The sequence below is a fragment of the Burkholderia sp. YIM B11467 genome (assembly GCF_052952715.1).
In genome coordinates, this window is sequence record NZ_JBQVSQ010000002.1 from 88431 (window position 1) to 108926 (window position 20496).

Sequence of the window (20496 nt, forward strand, 5' to 3'; positions counted from 1 at the left end):
TCGATTCGATGAATACGGGGAAGACAGACATGCAAGACAAGCAACCGAACGCCGGCGACGAACGCGCGGCAAACGATGCGCCGATCGAAGCGATCAGCGCCGACCGCCTTGCCGACGTGCTGCGCCGCGCGGGCTACCGCGTAACGGCGACCGAGCAGAACGGCACGGTGCAACTGATGAGCGCGAGCCAGGGCATCGGTTTCGCGGTGCGCTTTGGCAACCCGGCCACCGCGCCGGCGCCGCAGGGCACCGATGCTGAAGCCGCCGCGCAGCCGTACATCGACTACACGCTGTCGTGCGTGCTGCAGGTGCAGGGCGAGTTGCCGACCGAACTCGTCGCGGACTGGAACCGGACCAAGCGCTTCGCCCGTCTCGCGAGCCACGGGCCGTTTCTCGCGCTGGAGATGGACGTGGTCGTCGCGGGCGGCGTGTCCGAGCGCTACCTGCGCTCGACGATCGAGCTGTGGGATCGGCTGATTCAGGAATTCCTGCTGCACCTGCGCAACCGTCCCGCGATGGCCGAGCAGGACGCGGCGCGTGTCGCGGCGAGCGAACCCGCCAGCGCCTCGGTCGCCGGAGCGGCCACCGAGGCGGCTGGAATCGAGGCTGCCGCGCAGTCGTGATCGCCGTGAGCCGGATCGGCGCCGTGAGCGCCGGCACGGCGTCCGCATTTCAAGAACAATCGAGAGGGCCATCGAATGATGATGACGAAGATGAAGGTGCTGGCAATGGTTGCAGCCGGTCTCGTGCTGGGTGCGCCGCTCGTTGCGTACGCACAGGATGACGTGATCGCGAACGCCGCGCAGGCATCGGTCACGCAGGCCGACATCGCGGGTCTGCTGAAGGCGGTGAGCCCCGAAGGACGCGAACGCCTCGCGGCCGATCCCGCGGCGCTGGACCAGGTCGTGCGTTCGACGCTCGCACAGAAGGCCGTGCTGGCCGAAGCGAAATCGAAGGGCTGGGACAAGCAGGCCGAGGTGCAGGCGGCCGTCGAGCAGGCGCGGCGCGATATCGTCGCGCGCAGCTATCTGACGTCGGTGAACGCGCCGCCGGCCGACTATCCGTCGGACGCGGAGATCCAGTCCGCGTATGACACGAACCGCGCGGCCTTCACCGCGCCGCGCGCGCTGCACGTCGCGCAAATCTACATCGCGGTGCCGCCGAACGCGGACGCCGCGACGCTCGACAAGGCGCGCAAGCAGGCGGCCGATCTCGCGAACCGCGCACGCAGCGGCGATTTCGCGGCGCTTGCGAAAGCGAACTCGCAGGACAAGGCGAGCGCCGCGAACGGCGGTGATCTCGGTTTCGTGCCGGACGCGTTGATGGTGCCGGCCGTCCGGCAGGCGGCCGACGCGCTGAAGCCGGGCCAGGTCTCCGCGCCGATCCAGACGCCGGCCGGTTTTCATGTGGTGAAGCTGATCGACGTGCGCGCGGCCGCGCCGCGCCCGCTGGCCGACGTGAAGGAACAACTGCGCGCGATGCTGCGCGCGCAGCGCACCCAGCAGAATGCGCAAGCGTATCTCGCGAAGCTGGCCGCGAATGCGCCGATCAACGAAGACGCGCTGAAGAAAGCGCTCGCGTCCGCCCGGTAGGCGCGCTCATGGCACCTGTCCGTTCGACGCCGCGCGTCGAGGCGCCCGACGCGCGCACGCCGGGGCGCCGCCGCCCGGCCGCCGCCGCCGACCGTCCGCGTATGCCGAAGGCGCACCCGTGGCCGGGCCGGCCCGGCGAATGGCCGACGCATTGCCCGCTGTGCTTCGGCGCGCTGGAGCCGTTGCCCGGTGCGGGCGGTTATGCGCGGCACCGGAGCACGCGCTGCTCCGCGCAGTGCGTGCTCACCACGCGCCAGTATCAGCCGGAGGAACTGGCGATACGCGGCTCGCGCGACGTGCAGGTCGCGGCGCTGCATCGCGAGCGCTTTATCGCACATTGGCAGCGTCACTACATGCTGATGCGCCGCGTGTGGCCCGCGCTCACGATCGGTCGTTTCATCGCGGTGATCGCATGCGTGGACGTTGCGGATCTCTGGTCGTACCGGATGTTGCGCGACGACGATCTCGCGGCCGTGCTGCTCGTGCTGGCCGGTTTCCTGCGCGTGCCGGATGCGCCGGACACCGATGCGCGCACGCCCACGGTGCGCTGGGTGAGGTTCTGGTTCGACGCGAGCGTGCGCGACGTCGGCGATCTGTGGACGGCCGGCAATGACGCGCCGCCGCTGTTTCGCGTCGACTATCGGGAACCGCTTGTCACGCCGTATCCGACCGGCGCGCAGGTGCAGGCGTGGCAGCCGGTCGACGGCATGCGCGATGCATGGGTGCGGCACGCCGATGCGCATGAGCCGGCCGTCGACGCGACCGATCGCGCGGCATTCGCGCGTTTTCTGGCGCGCGCGCCGGTGTCGGGTACGAGCGTATGAGTGCGGCGGCGCACGCGCGATGGGGCTATTTCTGAAGGAGGCGCGGATGAAGATGCGGCGAGACGGAATCGCGACGATCGTCTGCCTGCTGCTGGCGGCCGGCGCACACGCGCAGGGCAGCCGCGCGGCGGCGCCGGCCAACGCAGGGTCGGCAACGAAGCCGGTGTGCGTCGATGCGGAAGTCGACGGCAAGCGCGCGCTGTCGTACGACTGCCTGAGCCAGCAACTGAAGCCGAAGGCCGAGCCGCAGACCGGGGCATCGCAAACGGATTCGGAGCGGCTGTCGAAACAGCCGTCGAACCGTCTCGGCACGTTCAACCTGTCGACCGAGCAGAACCGCTTCGGTTCGAACTGGGGCCGGTCGGTGACGCCGCAGCGACCCAATGCGCCGGTCGCGGTGCCGCCGAAGTGACGCAGGCGATTGCGATTGCAGCGCGGGCATCGACGAGGAACAGCGACATGAAAGCGGGCAAGCATACGGGCCGGACGAGCGTGCTGCGGGCGATCGCGGGCGGGCTCGCGTTCGCCTGCGCGTGTGCGACGGCACTGGCCGCCGAGCGGCCCGCGCAGGCGAACGCAAGCCCGCCGACCGTCGCGCTGCCGAACTTCGCCGCGCTGGTCCGGCGCGTCGGCCCGGCCGTCGTCAACATCAGCGTCACGCGCGAAGTCACGCAGATGGGCATCCAGTTGCCGCCCGGCATCGCGCCCGATCACCCGCTCGCACCGTTTCTCGCGCGGCGCGTGATCGGCAACCGCGAGGAAGTGAGTCTCGGCTCCGGCTTCATCGTCAGCGCGGACGGCGTGATCCTGACCAACCGGCACGTGGTCGGCGATGCGACCACCATCGACGTGAAGCTGACCGACAAGCGGCAGTTCAAGGGGCGCGTGATCGGCAGCGATCCCGTGTCCGACGTCGCGGTGATCCGCATCGACGCGCACAACCTGCCGGTTGTCGCGACCGGCGACCCCGCGCGCGCCGAAGTCGGCGACTGGGTGATGGCGATCGGTTCGCCGTACGGGTTCGCGAACACGGTCACGCAAGGCATCGTCAGCGCGAAATCGCGTTCGTTGCCCGGCGAGCGCGCGATTCCGTTCATCCAGACCGACGTGCCGATCAACCCCGGCAATTCGGGCGGCCCGCTGTTCGACCTCGGCGGCCGCGTGATCGCGATCAACTCGATGATCTTCTCGAAGACGGGCGGTTATCAGGGGCTCGCGTTCGCGATTCCGATCGACATCGCGCTCGACGTGAAGGACCAGTTGCTGCGGACCGGCAAGGTCACGCGCGGCCGGCTCGGCGTGGCCGTGCAGGAAGTGAGCCAGGCGCTCGCGCGTTCGTTCGGCCTCGCGAGCCCGGACGGCGCGCTGATCACGATGGTTGAAGCGGACGGCCCGGCCGCTCACGCGGGCCTGCAGGCGGGCGACGTCGTGCTCGCGGTCGACGGCAAGCCGGTCGCCGAATCGGCCGACCTGCTCGGCACGGTCGCGAGCATGCGTGCCGGGCGGCAGGCCGACCTGCTCGTGTGGCGCGCGGGGCGGGCGATGCACGTGATCGCGACGGTCGGCGCGTTCGACAGCGGCACGGCATCGGCCGGCGGTGAGCAAGGGCCCGCGCGGTTCGGGCTCGCGCTGCGTGCGGCGACCGAGCAGGAACGCCAGCGGCTCGGCGTCGGCCAGGCGCTCGTCGTCGAGCAGGCGAGCGGCCAGGCCGCCCGCGCGGGTTTGCAGCCCGGCGACGTCGTGCTGTCGGTCAACGGTACGCCGGTCGCGAGCATCGGCGCGCTGATGACCGAGATCGACGCCGCGCACGGCAACGTCGCGCTGCTCGTCCAGCGTGGCGGTACGCGGCTGTATGTGCCGATCGAAATCGGTTGAACGGGCGCGGCAACGCGGCACGTGAGCGAATCGTCGAAACGGGAGGCGGGATGAAGCGATTGCAGAAGTGGGGTGCGTCCGGGTGGCTGCGGGCGATCGCCGTCGGATATGCGCTGGTCGTGGGGGCCACGCCGGCCGTCGCGCAGACGGCCGACGTGCCGCAGACGTGGATCCGTTATGGCCAGCTCGCCGGCCAGCAGTTCCAGGCTTGGCTCGAAGCGGACGGCGATGCGGCCGACCGGCTGCATCGTTATCTCGAGACGCGCGTGCTGAATGCGAGCGCCGATGCGCCGCCGCCCGCGATCGTCGTGCGCGCGTGGATCGGCGCGAACGGCGCCGTCACGCGCGTCGAATTCGCGTCGCTCGGCGACGCCGACGCGGACGCGACGCTGCGGCAACTGCTCACGGCCGGCCCGCTCGCGGAGCCGCCGCCGCCCGACATGCTGCAGCCGCTGCGCGTGCGCCTGCGGCTCGCGCCGAATCCTGACGCGGCGGCCGCCGCCGCACCGGCGTCGGCGGTACACACGCCGTGACGCTCGGAGGCGGAAGCTGAAGCCTGGCCGATGTCGGTGGATATCGTAATAAGATATGAGGTTATTGCGTTGGCAGGACGCTGACGACCCTTTTCGTCAAAAGGAGCTACCCATGCAACTGACCCAGTTAGGCGGACATGTCGCCCAATCCGGTTTCCCAGAACGGCAGAAACATGCGCAAGCGCTGATGTTCGGCATGGCCAACATCAACGAGTACGTGTCCGCCGGCGTTTGTTACGACGCCGCGGCCTATGTCAGGTACCTGCTGCGCGGCGACGCGATGATCGCGCCCGGTGCGCTGCTCGACACGGTCGGCCAGCTCTGGAAGACGCGTTTCAACTTCGAGGCCGGCGATCAGTGGGACGGGCGCGCCAGCATTCCGGCGGGAACCGCGGTCGGCTTCTCCCGGAACGGCAATGTCTTTCATGCGGCGATCGCGGTCGGCGGCAGCCGGATCCGGGCGGTAAACGGTGGCCGTCTGGGCAGCGGATGGCTGTATGCGGTCGATCTTGCACGGGAACTCGCGCCGGATGCGGCCGGCGGCTTCACGTACGACCGCGCGAACATCCGGGTTCATCTGTCGCGCCTGTAGGCAACCCGGCATCGAATACCGCGCCGGCCGCCGTCCTTCGGCCGCTCGCGGCGCGCACGGACCGGGCGGCGGTTTCCCGCCGTTCGGCGATTTCCGCATGGCGTCGCGCTGTCCATCGCTGCTATCCTCTCGACCGTGAATGACTCTTCATGGGGTCGCGGATGCGCATGCTGCGTCGCGGCGATGCGCGCGGGTACGAGCCTGCGTGCGCGCTGAGGTAGCATGACTGAATATCCACGATGATCCATGGCCTGTTTCGTGACTGATTTCCTTCCGTCCATGTCCACATGGTCAAGACAACGATGAGCGGCGCTCCCGAATCTGCGTCGCCCGGCGACGACGAATCGTCCGGCGGCGCGTCGTCCTATCTGGTGCCGGGGCTCGAACGCGGGCTGCGGATTCTCGCCGAATTCTCCGCGCGCGAGCCCGTGCTCGGCGCGCCCGAATTGTCCAAGCGCATCGGCATCCCGCGCACGACCACGTTCCGTCTGCTGCAGACGCTCGAGGCGCTCGGCTTTCTCGAGCGCGTGAACGGCGACCGCTATTTCCGGCTCGGCGTCGGCGTGCTGCGGCTCGGCTTCGAATACCTGAACTCGCTCGAACTCACCGATCTCGGCGCACCCGTGCTCGAACGGCTGCGTGATTCCACGGGCTTCTCGACGCACCTGCTGATCCGCGACCAGCGCGACGTCGTGTTCGTCGCGAAGGCACAGAGCAACGCATCGATGTTCGGCTCGGTGAAGGTGCATGTCGGCACGCGCTTGCCCGCGCACGCGACCGTGCATGGCCATGTGCTGATGGGCGACCTGACGCGCGACGCACTGCGTCAGCTCTATCCGGAGAAGCGGCTCGAACAGTTCACCGAGCGCACGCCGGGCACCGTCGACGAACTGTACGAACGCGTGCGTCAGTACGCGCGGCTCGGCTACGCGGTCAGCGAGGCGGCATTCGAGAGCGGCATTTCGGCTGTCACGGCGCCGGTGCGCGATCATTCGGGCTCGATCGTCGCGGCGATCACCGCGACGGTGCCGCGCTCGGAGATCGGCGAGGCCGGCGAGAAGGAGCGGCTCGTCGAAGCCGTGTGCGGTGCGGCGGTCGACCTGTCGCAGCGGCTCAACTATCGTCCGCTCGAAAGCGATCCGACCTTCGCGCACGCACGCCACAAGGTCGCGATGTTCTGATCGCGCCGACGCGCGGCCGGCCGGGCCGCCGTCGTGCTCACGCGCCCGGTGCGGGCAGGCCGTGCACGAGCAGCGCGAGCGTGTCCGCGCCCGCGTGGCGATCCACGGAAATCGCCTGGTAATCCGGCGACTCGATGAACCGGCGCGCTGCTGCTTCGTCGGGAAACGACATCAGCACCACCTTGTTCCGGTCCCATTCCCCGTCGAGCGTCACCGGCGCGTCGTCGGCCGCGAGCAGGCGGCCGTCGAACCTGCGAAATACATCCATGAAGCGCGCCTGATACCGGTCGTATGCGTCGCGCTGCATGAAGCGAAGTTGCGCCAGCAAGTAGACGGCCACGGTCGTCTCCGTTCATCGGAATTCGCCGATGCTACCCGTTGCCGGCGCGACGCGGACGGCCTCGCCAAAGACAAGAGCGGCCCGCGGGCCGCTCTTGTTTCGTTTCGGGCGCCGAACGCCCGATGCGTGAACCTGCTCAGAACGAGTGGTGAATCCCGGTCAGCACGATCACCTGGTTCGCGGTGCTCGACACACCGGCCGTGAAGAGCGCCGCCTGCGCGCCGCCCGAGCCGTGTTCGACCAACACGTTTGCATAAAGCTGCGTGCGCTTCGACAGCGCATAGATGTCGCCGAGCTCGACCTGCGTCCAGCGGCGGCCGGCCAGCGTCGTGGTCGCCGCGCCGCCCGCGATCGTGTTGAACGCGCTGCTGCGGTAGTTCACGCCCGCGTCGTAGCTCTGGAACGTGTCCGAAAAGCCGTTCGACTGCATCTTCGTGCGCGTGTAGAGGCCGTGCACGAGGAAGTCGCCGAACTGGTAGGACGCGCCCGCGCCGATGTTCTCGACCTTGTTCGCGATGTAGCCGTTCGCGGTGTTCTGCCCCTGGAACGAAGCGATGCCGGTCTGGCTGATCAGGATCGAGCGGTCGTGCTCGTTCGAATACACGGCCGACGCCTTGAACGGCCCGTTCGCATAGTTCAGCGCGACACCGACCGACTTGCCGGTCGAGAAGTTCGTCGTGTTGCCGAGCGCCATCGTCGCCGCGGCCGAGAAGCCCGCGTAGGTCGGCGAGCGGTATTTGACCGAGTTGTTGTACGGCACGTTGCCGGTCGCGGCGAGCCCGTCGATGTTGCCGGGGTGGAACGCGTACCAGCTCATCGCGAGGTAGGCCGTGCTGAGCGGATCCAGATAGTCGAACGACAGCGGCGTCTGGCGGCCGAGCGTCAGCGTGCCGTAGCGCTCCGAACTGAGGCCGACGAACGCCGCGCGGTTCCAGATCGTGTTCGCGGTCGCGAACTGGCCGTTGTTCGTATAGAAGCCGTTTTCGAGCTGGAAGATCGCCGACAGGCCGTCGCCGAGGTCTTCCTTGCCCTTCAGGCCCCAGCGATCGGGCTGCGTGTTGCCCTGGATCATCGCCCACTTCGCGTGGCCGCCGACGTTGTTCACGTACGCGACGCCTGCGTCCAGGCTGCCGTACAGCACCACGCTGCTCTGCGCCCACGCGCCGGACACGGCGCCCAATCCGATGACTGCTGCTGCTACCGCATGCTTGACCATTTGATCTCCTGACTCTCCAACCTGATGAAAACGTGCCGTGGCGGCATGCGCGGTGACGGCCGGCCGTCGCGCGTGTTCCACCGCCGGGTGGGCATTTTGTATGTTCCATATAAGGAACAGTGTGCCTCTGATGGAATGGAGTATAGAGGCGTCATGCGCGTGATCAAAAATAAATTTTTCGGGACGGATGGGTTCCCGGACGCCGCCCGACACCGGTGCGAGACGCCCACAAAAAGGGCATAACTCCCCGCCACACAACAAAAATTTACATTTGATGGGGTAGGCGGAAGCAATGATCGACCCGGCGGTCGGTGTTTTCCCTAGGGCATGCAGCTTTTTGTTTTACTCGTGGAAAGTCGCTCCTATAATCACCATCCATAAACTGACGTTCCTAATATGGAACAAAAGAGAAGCAAACCGAGAGTCGATCAGAAGGAAGGGTGTGAGATGTCTGAACAATGGATTTGCGCCGGACACGCCGGCGCGCTGTCGGAAGACACGCCGATCGAGTTCAAACGGACCGACGGCGTCGAAATCGGGATCTACCGCGTCGGCGACGACGTGTATGCGCTCGAGAACGTGTGCCCGCATGCGTACGCGCTGCTCACGCAGGGGTTCGTCGACGAAGGCACGGTCGAATGCCCGCTGCACGAGGCCGTGTTCGACATCAAGACGGGCGAATGCCTGAAGGGTCCGGGCGGACGCGCGCTGAAGCAGTACGCGGTGCGCCTCGCCGGCGAGGAAATCCAGATCAAGGTGGAATGACATGAAAGAAGCGACCGTCAACTTCAATCCCTTCCTGAAGCCGTGGGTGGCGCCGCAGCCGAACAACGTCGCGGGCAAGGGGCAGATCGAGATCCCCGGTCAGGTCGAGAACCGGATCTGGCAGAACCGCAAGGCCGAGCCGACCCAGTACGAGAACGACTTCGGCGATGCGCTCGAACGCGTGTTCGAAGCCGGCGCGACCGAGCTGGACGATGTCGTCGCGGGCCTGAACCGCATCGGTTTCCGCGCGCCGGACGGCAAGACGTGGACCCCCGAGCGCTTCCGCGCCGAACTGGCCTCGCTCGCGGAATGACCGCGCCGAGCGCGTGACCGCCGACCCGACGACAACCGCATCCGGAGCACACTGATGACGTCCCCCGTACAACATGCAGTCCAACACGACCCGGTCCGTGACTATCTCGACCGCGGCATCAAGAACTACTGGTATCCCGTCGCGCCGAGCTGGCAGGTGTCGAACGCGCCCGTCGGCCTCACGCGCCTGTCCGAGCAGATCGTGCTGTGGCGCGATCACGAGGGCAAGGTCCACGCGCTGGAAGATCGCTGCCCGCACCGCGGCGCGCGCCTGTCGCTCGGCTGGAACCTCGGCGGCAACATCGCCTGCTGGTATCACGGCATCGAAGTCGACGGCGGCGGCACGGTCAATCGCGTTCCGGCCGTGTCGAACTGTCCGCTCGAAGGCACGAAGTGCGTGAAGTCGTATCCGGTCGAAGAGAAGGCCGGCGCGATCTTCCTGTGGTTCGGCGATGAAGCGCACGGCGAGCCGGCGCCGCTGAACCTGCCCGAGGAACTGGTCGCCGACGAATACGCGCACTTCCTGTGCGTGTCGAACTGGAAGTGCAATTACCAGTACGCGATCGACAACGTGATGGACCCGATGCACGGCGCGTACCTGCATGCGACGTCGCACTCGATGGCCGAAGGCGACAAGCAGGCCGACATGCGCGTGCGCAAGACGGAAACGGGCCTGATGTTCGAGAAGATCGGCCAGCGCGACGTGAATTTCGACTGGGTCGAACTCGGCGAAACGGGCTGCCTGTGGATGCGCCTCGCGATTCCGTACAAGCAGAAGTTCGGCCCGGGCGGCAACTTCGGGATCATCGGCTTCGCGACGCCGGTCGACGGCGACAACTGCCAGGTCTACTTCTGGCGCACGCGCAAGGTCGACGGCTGGCAGCGCGACGTGTGGCGCTTCATGTACCGCAACCGCCTCGAAGGCTTGCACTGGGACGTGCTCGAACAGGACCGCTACGTCCTCGAAAGCCTCGCGCCGCAGGCACGCGATCACGAATACCTGTACCAGCACGACATCGGCGTCACGCGGGTGCGCCGGATGCTGCGCCAACGCGCGCAGGAACATCTGTCCGCGCTCGACGCGCATCGCGCGGCGCAGGCCGCTTCGGAGCCCGCGAATGGCTGAGCGCGCTCCGGTCGTGTCGCTCGCGGGGCGCCGCGTGCTCGTCACGGGCGGCGCGCGCGGTCTTGGTGCGGCGTTCGTGAAGGCGCTCGTCGCGGCGGGTGCGCAGGTCGCGTTCGGCGACGTGCTGGTCGACGAAGGCCGCGCGCTTGCCGAGGAGCTTACGCAAGCCGGTCATGCCGCGTTTTTCTTCGCGCTCGACCTGGCCGATCCGGCGAGCGTCGACGCCTTCGTCGCGCAGGGCGCGGCGGCGCTGGGCGGCATCGACGCGCTGATCAACAACGCGGCAATCACGAACTCGGGCGGCAAGCTGTCGACGGAGCTGGACGTGTCGACCTGGGACGCCGTGATGAACGTGAACGTGCGCGGCGTGTGGCTCGTCAGCAATGCAGCGCTGCCGCACCTCGCGCAGTCGGGTCGCGGCGCGATCGTGAACCTCGCATCGGACACCGCGTTGTGGGGCGCGCCGAGGCTGCTCGCGTACGTCGCGAGCAAGGGCGCGGTGATCGCGATGACGCATGCGCAGGCACGCGAGTTCGGCGTGCACGGCGTGACGGTCAACGCGATCGCGCCGGGGCTGACCGAAGTCGAGGCAACCGCCTACGTGCCGGCCGAGCGCCATGCGTTCTACATGCAGGGCCGCGCGCTGACACGCGCGCAGGTGCCGGACGACGTGACGGGCCCCGTGCTGTTCCTGCTGTCGGACGGCGCGCGCTTCGTGACGGGCCAACTGCTGCCGGTGAACGGCGGCTTCGTAATGAATTGATGTTTTCACTCTGAATGAAGGAGAGGACGATGGCGGACGCCGATCTCGATCGCAAGTCGTGGGACCAGCCGGAAGGCGCAAGCTTTGAAGACTGGATGGAAGGGCGCGTGGCGCGTTATGCGACGCGGCGCTACGACTGGGACGCGCTGAAGTTCCAGGCCGACTACGACCCGAAGTACCGCCGCGCGCAGATGCGTTATGTCGGCACGGGCGGCACGGGCGTCGCGAAGGACGTCAACACGGTGCCGGCCGGCAACTTCACGTTCTCGACGATGGTCATCCCGGCCGGCAACATCGGCCCGAGCCACATCCACATCGACGTCGAGGAAATCTTCTTCGTGCTGCGCGGCAAGATGAAGGTGATCTGCGAGCGCGACGGGCAGACGTGGGAAGCGATCCTCGGCGAGCGCGACCTGATCTCGGTGCCGCCGGGCGTGTATCGCACGGAAATCAACATCGGCGAGGAAGACGCGCTGATGTGCGTGATGCTCGGTTCGTCGAAGCCGATCACGCCGACCTATCCGCCCGATTCGCCGCTGGCGAAGATCAAGCGTTGAGCCGGGGCGGGTGAAGCAATGAGTGTCATCGACAAACGTGAACGCGACCGCACCGCGGCGTTCGCCGCGCTGCTCGGGCAGTTTCCCGAGCAGCGTTGCGCGGCCGGCGCGGCGGGCACGATCGGTTATCGCGAGGCCGGCGCGCAGCATGCGGGCCGCGCGCTTCCGGTCGTGCTGCTGCACGGGATCGGCTCGGGCGCCGCATCGTGGGTACGCCAGCTCGACGCGCTCGGCGCATCGCGGCGCGTGCTCGCGTGGGATGCGCCCGGCTACGGCGTGTCGACGCCCGTGCATGGCGCGTCGCCGGCCGCCGCCGATTACGCGGCGTCGCTGAACGCGTGGCTCGAGGCACTCGGCATCGAACACTGCGTGCTGGTCGGTCATTCGCTCGGCGCGATCATCGCGGGCGGTCTCGCCCGTGCGATGCCCGCGCGGATCGCCGGCCTGCTGCTGGTCTCGCCCGCGGGCGGCTACGGCAGCGCCCCGGCCGAAACGCGCGAATCGCGCCGCGACGCGCGGCTCGCGATGCTCGCGGAACTCGGCCCGGAAGGGCTCGCCGAGCAGCGCAGCGGCAACATGCTGTCGGGTTTCGCGAGCGAGGATGCGCGTGCGTGGGTGCGCTGGAACATGGCGCGCATCGTGCCGGCCGGCTACGCGCAGGCCACGCATCTGCTCGCGAACGCCGATCTCGCGACCGATCTCGCCGGTTTTCGCGGCCGCACGGCCGTGGCCGTCGGCGCGAACGACGCGATCACGCCGCCCGCCGCCTGCGAGCGGATCGCTGCGGCCGCGCAGGTCGGGCTGCAGGTGATTCCGCAAGCAGGACACGCCGGTTACGTGGAAGCGCCGGCCGTTTATTCCGCACTGATCGGCACGTTCTGCCGTCAGTGCGATACGCAGCGAGGGCTGGTATGAGCGAACCGCTGCAACAACACGAATCCGAGAACGCGAAGGCGGAAGCCAGCTACGTGGTGCCGGGCCTCGAACGCGGGCTGCGGATTCTCGCCGAATTCTCGCCGCGCGAGCCCGTGCTCGGCGCGCCCGAGTTGTCGAAGCGGCTCGGCATTCCGCGCACGACGGTATTCCGTCTGCTGCAGACGCTCGAATCGCTCGGTTTCCTCGAGCGCGCGGACAAGGATCGCAACTACAAGCTCGGCATCGCCGTGCTGCGGCTCGGCTTCGAATACCTGAGCTCGCTGGAGCTGACCGATCTCGGCCTGCCCGTGATCGAAAGCCTGCGCGATGCGACCGGCTTCACGACGCACATCGTGATCCGCGACGGCCGCGACGTGGTGTTCGTCGCGAAGGCGCAGAGCCAGTCGCCGGTGTTCAGCTCGATCCGCGTGAACGTCGGCACGCGCTTGCCCGCGTATGCGACGACGCACGGCCACGTGCTGATGGGCGACCTGTCGCTGAAGGAACTGCACGCGCTGTATCCGGAGCGCGCGCTGAACCGGATGACGAGCGCGACGCCGGAGACGGTCGACGCGCTGTACGAAGTGATCCGCGAGGATGCGCTGCGCGGCTACGGCGTCAGCAATTCGTCGTTCGAGCGCGGCATCTCGGTGGTCACGGCGCCGGTACGCAACGAGACGCAGAAGATCATCGCGTGCATCACGGTGACGGTGCCGCGGCCGGAGATCGACGCGGCGCTGATCGCCGACGGGTTGATCGACAAGGTGCAGCGCGCGGCGGCGGAACTGTCGCGGCGGCTCAATTACCGCTCGGATGACGAGCACACGTTTCTGAAGGCTTTAGGACTGCGATGATTCAGATCGATCTGACCGGGCAGGTTGCGGTGGTGACGGGCGGTTCGTCCGGCATCGGCCTCGCGACTGCCGAACGGTTCCTGCAGGCCGGCGCATCGGTCGCGATCTGCGGCCGCGACAGCGACCGCCTTGCGCGTGCCGAAGCAACGCTCGGCGAAAAATACTCCGACGCGCAACTGCTCGCCGAGCGCTGCAACGTGCTCGACGAAGCCGACGTGGCCGCGTTCGCGCAGGCAGTGTCCGCCCGCTTCGGCCGTGCCGACATGCTGGTCAACAACGCAGGCCAGGGTCGCGTGTCGACCTTCGCCGACACGACCGACGACGCATGGCGCGAAGAGCTCGAGCTGAAGTACTTCAGCATCATCCGCCCGACGCGCGCGTTCCTGCCGCTGCTGCGCGGCGCGCAGGCACCGACGATCACGTGCGTGAATTCGCTGCTCGCGCTGCAGCCCGAGCCGCACATGGTCGCGACGTCGTCGGCGCGCGCGGGCGTGCTGAGCCTCGTGAAGTCGCTCGCGACCGAACTGGCGCCGCAGCGCATCCGCGTGAACTCGATCCTGATCGGCATCGTCGAGTCGGGCCAGTGGCGCCGCCGTTACGAAACGCAGGCGCAGCCCGGCGAAAGCTGGGAAGCGTGGACGGGCGCGCTCGCCCGCAAGAAGAACATTCCGTTGAATCGCTTCGGCAAGCCCGACGAGGCCGCCTGGGCACTTTTTTATCTCGCAACGCATCTGTCGTCCTACACGACGGGCAGCCATATCGACGTTTCTGGAGGCTTTGCACGCCATGTCTGAAAAAACCACGGTTGGCGAGCTGATTGCCGCCTTTCTCGAGCAGTGCGGCGTGAAAACCGCATTCGGTGTCATCTCGATCCACAACATGCCGATCCTCGACGCGATCAACTCGCGCGGCAACATTCGCTATGTCGGCGCGCGCGGCGAAGCCGGCGCGGTGAACATGGCCGACGGCCTGGCCCGCGTGTCGGGCGGCCTCGGCGTCGCATTCACGAGCACGGGCACGGCGGCGGGCAACGCGGCCGGCGCGATGGTCGAGGCACTGACGGCCGGCACCGCGATGCTGCACATCACGGGGCAGATCGAGACGCCGTACCTCGACCAGGATCTCGCGTACATCCACGAAGCGCCCGACCAGCTGACGATGCTGGACGCGATCTCGAAGGCCGCGTTCCGCGTGCGTACGGTCGAAACCGTGCTGCCGACGATCCGCGAAGCCGTGCGCATCGCGCAGACCGCGCCGACCGGCCCCGTGTCGGTCGAGATTCCGATCGACATCCAGGCTGCCGAAATCGAATGGCCGGAAGACCTTGCTCCGGCGCACGTCACGGTGCGCGAGCACGACGAAGCGCGCGTCGCAAAGCTCGCCGATGCGCTCGCGGCCAAGCGCCGCCCGCTGCTGTGGCTCGGCGGCGGCGCGCGTCACGCACGCGAGGAAGTCGAACGCCTCGTGAAGCTCGGTTTCGTCGTCGTGACGAGCGTGCAGGGCCGCGGCGTGCTGCCCGAGGATCACCCGGCGACGCTCGGCGCGTTCAACGTGCACGCGTCCGTCGAAGCGTTCTACAAGACCTGCGACGCACTCGTCGTCGTCGGCTCGCGCCTGCGCGGCAACGAGACGCTGAAATACAAGCTCGCGCTGCCGCAGCCGCTGTTCCGCGTCGATGCCGACGCGCTTGCCGACAACCGCGGTTATCGCAACGAGTTGTTCGTGCACGGCGATTCGAAGCGCGTGCTGGCCGAGCTGGCCGACCGCCTCGAGGGCCGCCTGTCGGTCGATCCGCAGTTCGCGGCCGATCTCGCGGCGGCGCGCGATCAGGCGGTGACCGACGTGGCGAAGGGCCTCGGGCCGTACAAGCAGCTCGTCGATACGCTGCAGGGCGCCGTCGGCCGCGACTACAACTGGGTGCGCGACGTGACGATCTCGAACAGCACGTGGGGCAACCGCCTGCTGCAGATCTTCGAGCCGCGTGCGGGCGTGCATGCGCTGGGCGGCGGTATCGGCCAGGGGATTCAGATGGGCATCGGCGCGGCGCTGGCGGGCGCGGCGGCGAAGACGGTCTGCCTCGTCGGCGACGGCGGCCTGATGGTCAACGTCGGCGAGCTCGTGACGGCCGTGCAGGAAAACGCGAACGTGATGATCGTGCTGATGAACGATCAGTGCTACGGCGTGATCCGCAACATCCAGGACGCGCACTACGGCGGCCGCCGCTGCTTCGTGCAATTGCACCAGCCCGATTTCGCGCAGTTCTGCGCGAGCTTCGGCCTCACGCATTACCGGATCACGTCGCTCGACCAGGCCGAAGCGATCGTGCGCGAAGGGATGGCGAAGGAAGGCCCGGTGATGGTCGAAGTCGACATGCTGTCGGTCGGCTCGTTCGCATCGCAGTTCGCAGGCCCGCCGGTGAAGAAGGAAGCGCCCACGGAGCGCCAGTATGCGTAACGCGCACGCACCCGTCGACGTCGTGATGATCGGCTTCGGTGCGATCGGCGCGGCCGTGTACCACGCGGTCGAGCACGATGCGTCGCTGCGCATCGCGCACGTGATCGTGCCGGAACACCAGCGCGCGGCGGTGCAGGGCGTGCTCGGCAGTGCGGTCGAGGTCGTGTCGTCGGTCGACGCACTGGCCCGTCGCCCCGAGTTCGCGCTCGAATGCGCGGGCCACAGTGCGCTCGTCGATCACGTCGTGCCGCTGCTGAGGGCCGGCACCGACTGCGCGGTCGCGTCGATCGGCGCGCTGTCCGATCTCGCGCTGCTCGACGTGCTGTCGCGGGCGGCTGACGAAGGCAACGCGACGGTGACGCTGCTGTCCGGCGCGATCGGCGGCATCGATGCGCTGGCTTCCGCGCAGCAGGGCGGCCTCGACGAAGTGCTGTACGTCGGCCGCAAGCCGCCGCTCGGCTGGCTCGGCACGCCGGCCGAGGAATTGTGCGACCTGCGCGCGATGACCGAGGAAAAGGTGATCTTCGAAGGCACCGCGCGCGACGCCGCGCGGTTGTATCCGAAGAACGCCAACGTCGCGGCGACCGTCGCGCTGGCGGGCCTCGGCCTCGACGCGACGCGCGTGCGCCTGATCGCCGATCCGGCCGTCGAGCGCAACGTGCACCGCATTACCGCGCGCGGCGCATTCGGCGAGATGTCGCTCGAAATGAGCGGCAAGCCGCTGCCGGACAACCCGAAGACGTCCGCGCTGACGGCGTACAGCGCGATCCGCGCGCTGCGCAACCGCGCGGCTCGCTGCGTGATCTGACGGGCCACCAAGCGTCCGCCCGCGCCACGGCGAGGGCGGCTGTGCAGAGACAGATTTGTGGGACTTGTGACATGACTCCTTTCGATACGAGCCTCGTACCCGACGGCAACATCCTGATCGGCGGCGAATGGCGGCGCGGCCGTGGCGCGCCTTACGCGAGCATCTATCCGGCCGACCAGTCGCTGAACATGGAAGTGTCGACCGCGAACGCGGAAGACGCGGCCGAAGCCGTCGAGGCCGCCGATGCCGCATGGCGCCGCGCCGACTGGGCCGGGCTGAAGCCGCACCAGCGCGCACAGGTGCTGTACCGCATCGCGGATCTCGTCATGCAGCGCCACGAGGCGCTCGCGAACCTGCAGCGTCGCGACAACGGCAAGCCGATCGGCGAGACCCGCGTGCTGGTGGCCAGCGCCGCGAACACGTTCCGCTATTTCGCGGCCTGCCTCGAAACGCTCGACGAGGAGCTGACGCCGTCGCGCGGCGACTACCTGACGATGAGCGTGTACGAGCCGATCGGCGTGATCGCGGCGATCACGCCGTGGAATTCGCCGATCGCGTCCGACGCGCAGAAGCTCGCGCCGGCGCTCGCGGGCGGCAACGCGGTAGTGCTCAAGCCGGCCGAAGTCACGCCGCTCGTGTCGCTCGCGCTCGCGCGCATCTGCGAGGAAGCCGGCGTGCCGAAGGGCGTGTTGAGCGTGCTGCCCGGCAAGGGTTCGGTGATCGGCGACGTGCTCGTGCGTCATCCGCTCGTGAAGAAGGTGTCGTTTACCGGCGGCACCGAAGTGGGCCGCGGCATCGCACGCATCGCGGCGGAAAAGCTGATGCCCGTGTCGCTCGAACTCGGCGGCAAGTCGCCGACGATCGTGTGCGACGACGCCGATCTCGATCACGCGGTCAACGGCGTGCTGTACGGCATCTTCAGCTCGTCGGGCGAAGCGTGCATCGCCGGTTCGCGGCTGTTCGTGCAGCGCGCGGTGTACGACGAATTCATGCAGCGCCTGGTTGCGGGCGCACGCAAGCTGCGCGTCGGTGACCCGACGCGGCCCGATACGCAGATGGGGCCGCTGATCACCGCGAAGCACCGCGAATCGGTCGAACGTTACGTCGCACTCGGCCTGGAAGAAGGCGGCCGGTTGTTGTGCGGCGGCGAGCGGCCGTCGGGCGACGGGCGCGAGAACGGCTTCTTCTATCAGCCGACGATTCTCGAAGGCTTGCCGAACAGCGCGCGCATCTGCCAGGAAGAAATCTTCGGGCCCGTGCTCGTCGCGATGCCGTTCGACGATGAAGCGTCGTTGATCCGGCAGGCGAACGACAGCGTGTTCGGCCTTGCCGCCGGCATCTGGACGCGCGACTACAAGCGTGCGTGGCGCATCGCGCGTGCGCTGGAGACGGGCACCGTCTGGATCAACACATACAAGCTGTTCTCGATCTCCACGCCGTTCTCGGGCTGGAAGGAGAGCGGGATGGGCCGCGAGAAGGGGCGTCTCGGCATCCGCGAGTACATGCAGCAGAAGAGCCTCTACTGGGGCTTGAACGACGCGCCGCTGCCGTGGGCGAACTGAGCGAAGGGGAAAAACGCAATGAGCATTCTGGGAATCGAGCAGATCACGTACGGTGTCGACGATCTCGCCACCTGCCGGCGCTTTTTCGCCGACTGGGGGCTGAAGGAAGTCGAGCACGACGACACGCAAGTACGCTTCGAGACGATGAACGGCTGCACCGTGCTGGTCGTCAAGGCTGACGATCCGGCGCTGCCGCCCGCGTTCGAAGCGGGCCCGACGGTGCGTGAAGTCACGTGGGGCGTCGCGACGCAGCAGGAACTCGACGCGCTGCGCGGCAAGTTCGCCGGCCAGCCCGGCTTTTACGCACGGAAGGATGCGCTCGGCTGCACCGACCCGAACGGGATGGCGATCCGTGTCGAGGTCACGCGCAAGCGCACGCTCGACATCACCGGCTCGCCATCGAACGTGTGGGGCCAGACGCTGCGCGTCGACGAGCCGAGCCCGATCTATGCACGCGCGGAGCCGGTCGAGGTCGGGCATGTCGTGTTCTTCACGAACTGCCTCGACGCACAGGAAAAGTTCTATCACGAGCTGCTCGGTTTCGAGACGTCGGACCGCTACCCGGGCCGCGGTGCATTCATGCGCTGCGCGCCGCACGGCGGCCACCACGACCTGTTCCTGCTCGCGTTGCCGAACGGCAAACGCGGCCTGAACCACGTCGCGTTCACCGTGCGCGATATCCATGAAGTGTTCGGCGGCGGCATGCATATCGACCGCTGCGGCTGGGAGACGCAACTCGGCCCGGGCCGTCACCCCGTGTCGTCCGCGTACTTCTGGTATTTCCAGAATCCGGCCGGCGGCCTGATCGAGTACTACGCGGATGAGGACGTCCTGACGCCCGAATGGCAGCCGCGCGAATTCGAGCCGGGCCCGACCGTGTTCGCCGAGTGGGCCGTCGACGGTGGCCTCGACGGCAACACGCGCCGGCAGAAGAACGCGAAGGCGCCGGAAGGCAAGTTCATGACGGAGCGCAAATCATGACCGAAGCGAACACGTCCGCGCAGCCCGCACCCGGCACGGTCGTCGTGATCGGCGGCGGCCAGGCCGCCGGCTGGGTGCTGAAGACGTTGCGCGCGGAAGGCTACGCGGGTCGCCTCGTGATGATCGCCGACGAGGCGCACCTGCCGTACGAGCGTCCGCCGCTGTCGAAGGCCGTGCTGGCCGGCGATGCCGATATCGAAACCGTGCGCGTCGTGCGTCCCGACGAATTCGACGCGCTGAACGTCGAGGCGTGGCAGCCGGAACGCGCGGCATCGATCGACCGCGCGCGCCGCGTGGTGACCACCGCCAGCGGCCGCGAGATCGCATACGACCGGCTCGTGATCGCGACCGGCGGCACGTCGCGCCGCCTGCCGGACGCGATCGTGAAGACGCCGAACCTGCACTACCTGCGCACGCTCGACGAAGCGGCCGCGCTTGGCGAGAAACTGCGCGCCAGCCGACGCGTGCTCGTGATCGGCGGCGGCTGGATCGGTCTCGAAGTCGCGGCGACCGCGCGCAAGCTCGGCATCGAGGCGGTCGTGGTGGAAGGCGCGCCGCGGCTGTGCGGCCGCTCGGTGCCGCAGATCGTGTCGGATTTCCTGCTTGACCTGCATCGCTCGAACGGCGTCGACGTGCGTCTCGGCGCGGCGCTCGCGTCGCTCGACGCGCAGCCGGGCGACGCATCGAAGGTGCGTGCGACGCTGGCTGACGGCACGACGATCGACGCCGATTTCGCGGTGGCCGGCATCGGCCTCGCGCTGAATGCGTCGCTCGCGAGCGACGCGGGGCTGGCCGTCGACGACGGCATCGTCATCGATGAATTCGGCGCGACCAGCGACCCGGCGATCTTCGCGTGCGGCGACGTCGCGAACCATCACAACGGCTGGCTGAAGCGGCGCGTGCGGCTCGAATCGTGGGCCAACGCGCAGAACCAGGCGATCGCGGCCGCGAAAGCCGTGCTCGGCGTGCGCGCGCCGTACGCGGAGATTCCGTGGTTCTGGTCCGATCAGTACGACGTGAACCTGCAGATCCTGGGCGATCTGCCGGCCGATGCACAGCTCGTCGTGCGCGGCGAACTCGCCGCGCGCCGCGCGACGCTGTTTTTCCTTGGCGACGGGCATGTGAGAGGTGTCATCGCCGTGAACAACGCACGCGAGCTGAAGCTCGCGCGCAAGTGGATGAACCAGGGCCGGGCAGTGGATACGGAAGCCCTGGCAGACACGACCAAAGCGCTTGCCTGACCGGG

23 protein-coding genes and 1 pseudogene are annotated in these 20496 nt (G+C 68.0%); 22 read left to right on the top strand and 2 right to left on the bottom strand.

Going from position 1 to position 20496, the window contains the following annotated elements; genetic code table 11:
* Window positions 1–29: 29 nt before the first annotated feature.
* The 9 genes and pseudogenes from ACTRWB_RS07580 (at window position 30) to ACTRWB_RS07620 (ending at window position 6597) form a co-directional block, all read left to right on the top strand.
* A complete protein-coding gene (locus ACTRWB_RS07580; RefSeq protein WP_446901462.1) occupies window positions 30–623 on the top strand; it encodes a YbjN domain-containing protein in 594 nt (197 codons plus the stop codon).
* A 78-nt stretch (window positions 624–701) separates the two neighbouring features.
* Window positions 702–1592 (top strand): peptidylprolyl isomerase, encoded by an 891-nt coding sequence (locus tag ACTRWB_RS07585; RefSeq protein WP_446902032.1) that lies wholly within the window; start codon window positions 702–704, stop codon window positions 1590–1592.
* An 8-nt stretch (window positions 1593–1600) separates the two neighbouring features.
* Window positions 1601–2416: a hypothetical protein gene (locus ACTRWB_RS07590; protein WP_446901463.1), complete on the top strand. Its 816-nt coding sequence runs from the start codon at window positions 1601–1603 to the stop codon at window positions 2414–2416.
* Window positions 2417–2462: 46 nt separating this feature from the next.
* On the top strand, window positions 2463–2828 hold the full coding sequence (locus ACTRWB_RS07595) for a hypothetical protein (protein WP_446901464.1): 366 nt from the start codon (window positions 2463–2465) through the stop codon (window positions 2826–2828).
* Between the two features lie 47 nt (window positions 2829–2875).
* Window positions 2876–4291, top strand: a complete 1416-nt coding sequence (locus ACTRWB_RS07600; protein WP_446901465.1) for a Do family serine endopeptidase — start codon at window positions 2876–2878, stop codon at window positions 4289–4291.
* A gap of 50 nt (window positions 4292–4341) precedes the next feature.
* A complete protein-coding gene (locus ACTRWB_RS07605; protein ID WP_446901466.1) occupies window positions 4342–4824 on the top strand; it encodes a YbaB/EbfC family DNA-binding protein in 483 nt (160 codons plus the stop codon).
* A 112-nt stretch (window positions 4825–4936) separates the two neighbouring features.
* Window positions 4937–5416 (top strand): type 6 secretion system effector deamidase TecA, encoded by a 480-nt coding sequence (gene tecA, locus ACTRWB_RS07610; RefSeq protein ID WP_446901467.1) that lies wholly within the window; start codon window positions 4937–4939, stop codon window positions 5414–5416.
* Between the two features lie 265 nt (window positions 5417–5681).
* Window positions 5682–5861, top strand: a pseudogene (locus ACTRWB_RS07615) (hypothetical protein); the annotation flags it as partial.
* On the top strand, window positions 5788–6597 hold the full coding sequence (locus tag ACTRWB_RS07620) for an IclR family transcriptional regulator (protein WP_413463988.1): 810 nt from the start codon (window positions 5788–5790) through the stop codon (window positions 6595–6597). The pseudogene ACTRWB_RS07615 and the gene ACTRWB_RS07620, both read left to right, overlap by 74 nt.
* 37 nt (window positions 6598–6634) lie before the next feature.
* Here the strand turns inward: ACTRWB_RS07620 and ACTRWB_RS07625 are convergent, their stop codons facing one another.
* Together ACTRWB_RS07625 and ACTRWB_RS07630 are read right to left on the bottom strand one after the other, a co-directional pair.
* Entirely contained in the window at window positions 6635–6937 is a 303-nt protein-coding gene (locus ACTRWB_RS07625) for a DUF1330 domain-containing protein (protein WP_446901468.1), read from the bottom strand.
* Between the two features lie 136 nt (window positions 6938–7073).
* Window positions 7074–8153: a porin gene (locus ACTRWB_RS07630; RefSeq protein WP_129515226.1), complete on the bottom strand. Its 1080-nt coding sequence runs from the start codon at window positions 8151–8153 to the stop codon at window positions 7074–7076.
* 447 nt (window positions 8154–8600) lie between these two features.
* On the opposite strand from ACTRWB_RS07630, the gene ACTRWB_RS07635 reads away from it, so the two are divergent.
* From ACTRWB_RS07635 to ACTRWB_RS07695, 13 genes are all read left to right on the top strand, one after another.
* A complete protein-coding gene (locus tag ACTRWB_RS07635; protein WP_006489883.1) occupies window positions 8601–8918 on the top strand; it encodes a non-heme iron oxygenase ferredoxin subunit in 318 nt (105 codons plus the stop codon).
* A gap of 1 nt (window position 8919) precedes the next feature.
* On the top strand, window positions 8920–9231 hold the full coding sequence (locus ACTRWB_RS07640; protein ID WP_446901469.1) for a recombinase-like helix-turn-helix domain-containing protein: 312 nt from the start codon (window positions 8920–8922) through the stop codon (window positions 9229–9231).
* 54 nt (window positions 9232–9285) lie between these two features.
* Window positions 9286–10356: an aromatic ring-hydroxylating dioxygenase subunit alpha gene (locus ACTRWB_RS07645; RefSeq protein ID WP_129515224.1), complete on the top strand. Its 1071-nt coding sequence runs from the start codon at window positions 9286–9288 to the stop codon at window positions 10354–10356.
* Complete coding sequence (locus ACTRWB_RS07650) at window positions 10349–11119, top strand: SDR family oxidoreductase (RefSeq protein ID WP_446901470.1); 771 nt, start codon at window positions 10349–10351, stop codon at window positions 11117–11119. The genes ACTRWB_RS07645 and ACTRWB_RS07650 overlap by 8 nt, the downstream gene beginning before the upstream one ends.
* Window positions 11120–11148: 29 nt before the next feature.
* Entirely contained in the window at window positions 11149–11676 is a 528-nt protein-coding gene (locus tag ACTRWB_RS07655) for a cupin domain-containing protein (protein ID WP_048247372.1), read from the top strand.
* An 18-nt stretch (window positions 11677–11694) separates the two neighbouring features.
* Window positions 11695–12591 (top strand): alpha/beta fold hydrolase, encoded by an 897-nt coding sequence (locus ACTRWB_RS07660; RefSeq protein ID WP_446901471.1) that lies wholly within the window; start codon window positions 11695–11697, stop codon window positions 12589–12591.
* Window positions 12588–13445 (top strand): IclR family transcriptional regulator, encoded by an 858-nt coding sequence (locus tag ACTRWB_RS07665; RefSeq protein WP_129515220.1) that lies wholly within the window; start codon window positions 12588–12590, stop codon window positions 13443–13445. The genes ACTRWB_RS07660 and ACTRWB_RS07665 overlap by 4 nt, the downstream gene beginning before the upstream one ends.
* Window positions 13442–14239: an SDR family oxidoreductase gene (locus ACTRWB_RS07670; RefSeq protein ID WP_446901472.1), complete on the top strand. Its 798-nt coding sequence runs from the start codon at window positions 13442–13444 to the stop codon at window positions 14237–14239. Before ACTRWB_RS07665 ends, ACTRWB_RS07670 begins: the two co-directional genes overlap by 4 nt.
* On the top strand, window positions 14232–15899 hold the full coding sequence (locus tag ACTRWB_RS07675; protein WP_446901473.1) for a thiamine pyrophosphate-binding protein: 1668 nt from the start codon (window positions 14232–14234) through the stop codon (window positions 15897–15899). Before ACTRWB_RS07670 ends, ACTRWB_RS07675 begins: the two co-directional genes overlap by 8 nt.
* Window positions 15892–16707, top strand: a complete 816-nt coding sequence (locus tag ACTRWB_RS07680; RefSeq protein ID WP_419689665.1) for an aspartate dehydrogenase — start codon at window positions 15892–15894, stop codon at window positions 16705–16707. Before ACTRWB_RS07675 ends, ACTRWB_RS07680 begins: the two co-directional genes overlap by 8 nt.
* 71 nt (window positions 16708–16778) lie before the next feature.
* A complete protein-coding gene (locus tag ACTRWB_RS07685) occupies window positions 16779–18269 on the top strand; it encodes an aldehyde dehydrogenase (protein ID WP_446901474.1) in 1491 nt (496 codons plus the stop codon).
* Window positions 18270–18287: 18 nt separating this feature from the next.
* Complete coding sequence (locus ACTRWB_RS07690; protein WP_446901475.1) at window positions 18288–19250, top strand: VOC family protein; 963 nt, start codon at window positions 18288–18290, stop codon at window positions 19248–19250.
* Complete coding sequence (locus ACTRWB_RS07695) at window positions 19247–20491, top strand: NAD(P)/FAD-dependent oxidoreductase (RefSeq protein WP_446901476.1); 1245 nt, start codon at window positions 19247–19249, stop codon at window positions 20489–20491. The genes ACTRWB_RS07690 and ACTRWB_RS07695 overlap by 4 nt, the downstream gene beginning before the upstream one ends.
* Window positions 20492–20496: the final 5 nt, after the last annotated feature.

What these genes read in the sequence shown, in the direction of transcription:
- ACTRWB_RS07650 (WP_446901470.1), top strand. Translation starts at nt 10,349, where the DNA reads ATGGCTGAGCGCGCTCCGGTCGTGTCGCTCGCGGGGCGCCGCGTGCTC.
- tecA (WP_446901467.1), top strand. Translation starts at nt 4,937, where the DNA reads ATGCAACTGACCCAGTTAGGCGGACATGTCGCCCAATCCGGTTTCCCA.
- ACTRWB_RS07600 (WP_446901465.1), top strand. Translation starts at nt 2,876, where the DNA reads ATGAAAGCGGGCAAGCATACGGGCCGGACGAGCGTGCTGCGGGCGATC.
- ACTRWB_RS07595 (WP_446901464.1), top strand. Translation starts at nt 2,463, where the DNA reads ATGAAGATGCGGCGAGACGGAATCGCGACGATCGTCTGCCTGCTGCTG.
- ACTRWB_RS07590 (WP_446901463.1), top strand. Translation starts at nt 1,601, where the DNA reads ATGGCACCTGTCCGTTCGACGCCGCGCGTCGAGGCGCCCGACGCGCGC.
- ACTRWB_RS07635 (WP_006489883.1), top strand. Translation starts at nt 8,601, where the DNA reads ATGTCTGAACAATGGATTTGCGCCGGACACGCCGGCGCGCTGTCGGAA.
- ACTRWB_RS07605 (WP_446901466.1), top strand. Translation starts at nt 4,342, where the DNA reads ATGAAGCGATTGCAGAAGTGGGGTGCGTCCGGGTGGCTGCGGGCGATC.
- ACTRWB_RS07685 (WP_446901474.1), top strand. Translation starts at nt 16,779, where the DNA reads ATGACTCCTTTCGATACGAGCCTCGTACCCGACGGCAACATCCTGATC.
- ACTRWB_RS07680 (WP_419689665.1), top strand. Translation starts at nt 15,892, where the DNA reads ATGCGTAACGCGCACGCACCCGTCGACGTCGTGATGATCGGCTTCGGT.
- ACTRWB_RS07585 (WP_446902032.1), top strand. Translation starts at nt 702, where the DNA reads ATGATGACGAAGATGAAGGTGCTGGCAATGGTTGCAGCCGGTCTCGTG.
- ACTRWB_RS07630 (WP_129515226.1), bottom strand. Translation starts at nt 8,153, where the DNA reads ATGGTCAAGCATGCGGTAGCAGCAGCAGTCATCGGATTGGGCGCCGTG.
- ACTRWB_RS07655 (WP_048247372.1), top strand. Translation starts at nt 11,149, where the DNA reads ATGGCGGACGCCGATCTCGATCGCAAGTCGTGGGACCAGCCGGAAGGC.
- ACTRWB_RS07695 (WP_446901476.1), top strand. Translation starts at nt 19,247, where the DNA reads ATGACCGAAGCGAACACGTCCGCGCAGCCCGCACCCGGCACGGTCGTC.
- ACTRWB_RS07645 (WP_129515224.1), top strand. Translation starts at nt 9,286, where the DNA reads ATGACGTCCCCCGTACAACATGCAGTCCAACACGACCCGGTCCGTGAC.
- ACTRWB_RS07660 (WP_446901471.1), top strand. Translation starts at nt 11,695, where the DNA reads ATGAGTGTCATCGACAAACGTGAACGCGACCGCACCGCGGCGTTCGCC.
- ACTRWB_RS07675 (WP_446901473.1), top strand. Translation starts at nt 14,232, where the DNA reads ATGTCTGAAAAAACCACGGTTGGCGAGCTGATTGCCGCCTTTCTCGAG.
- ACTRWB_RS07690 (WP_446901475.1), top strand. Translation starts at nt 18,288, where the DNA reads ATGAGCATTCTGGGAATCGAGCAGATCACGTACGGTGTCGACGATCTC.
- ACTRWB_RS07670 (WP_446901472.1), top strand. Translation starts at nt 13,442, where the DNA reads ATGATTCAGATCGATCTGACCGGGCAGGTTGCGGTGGTGACGGGCGGT.
- ACTRWB_RS07580 (WP_446901462.1), top strand. Translation starts at nt 30, where the DNA reads ATGCAAGACAAGCAACCGAACGCCGGCGACGAACGCGCGGCAAACGAT.
- ACTRWB_RS07665 (WP_129515220.1), top strand. Translation starts at nt 12,588, where the DNA reads ATGAGCGAACCGCTGCAACAACACGAATCCGAGAACGCGAAGGCGGAA.
- ACTRWB_RS07640 (WP_446901469.1), top strand. Translation starts at nt 8,920, where the DNA reads ATGAAAGAAGCGACCGTCAACTTCAATCCCTTCCTGAAGCCGTGGGTG.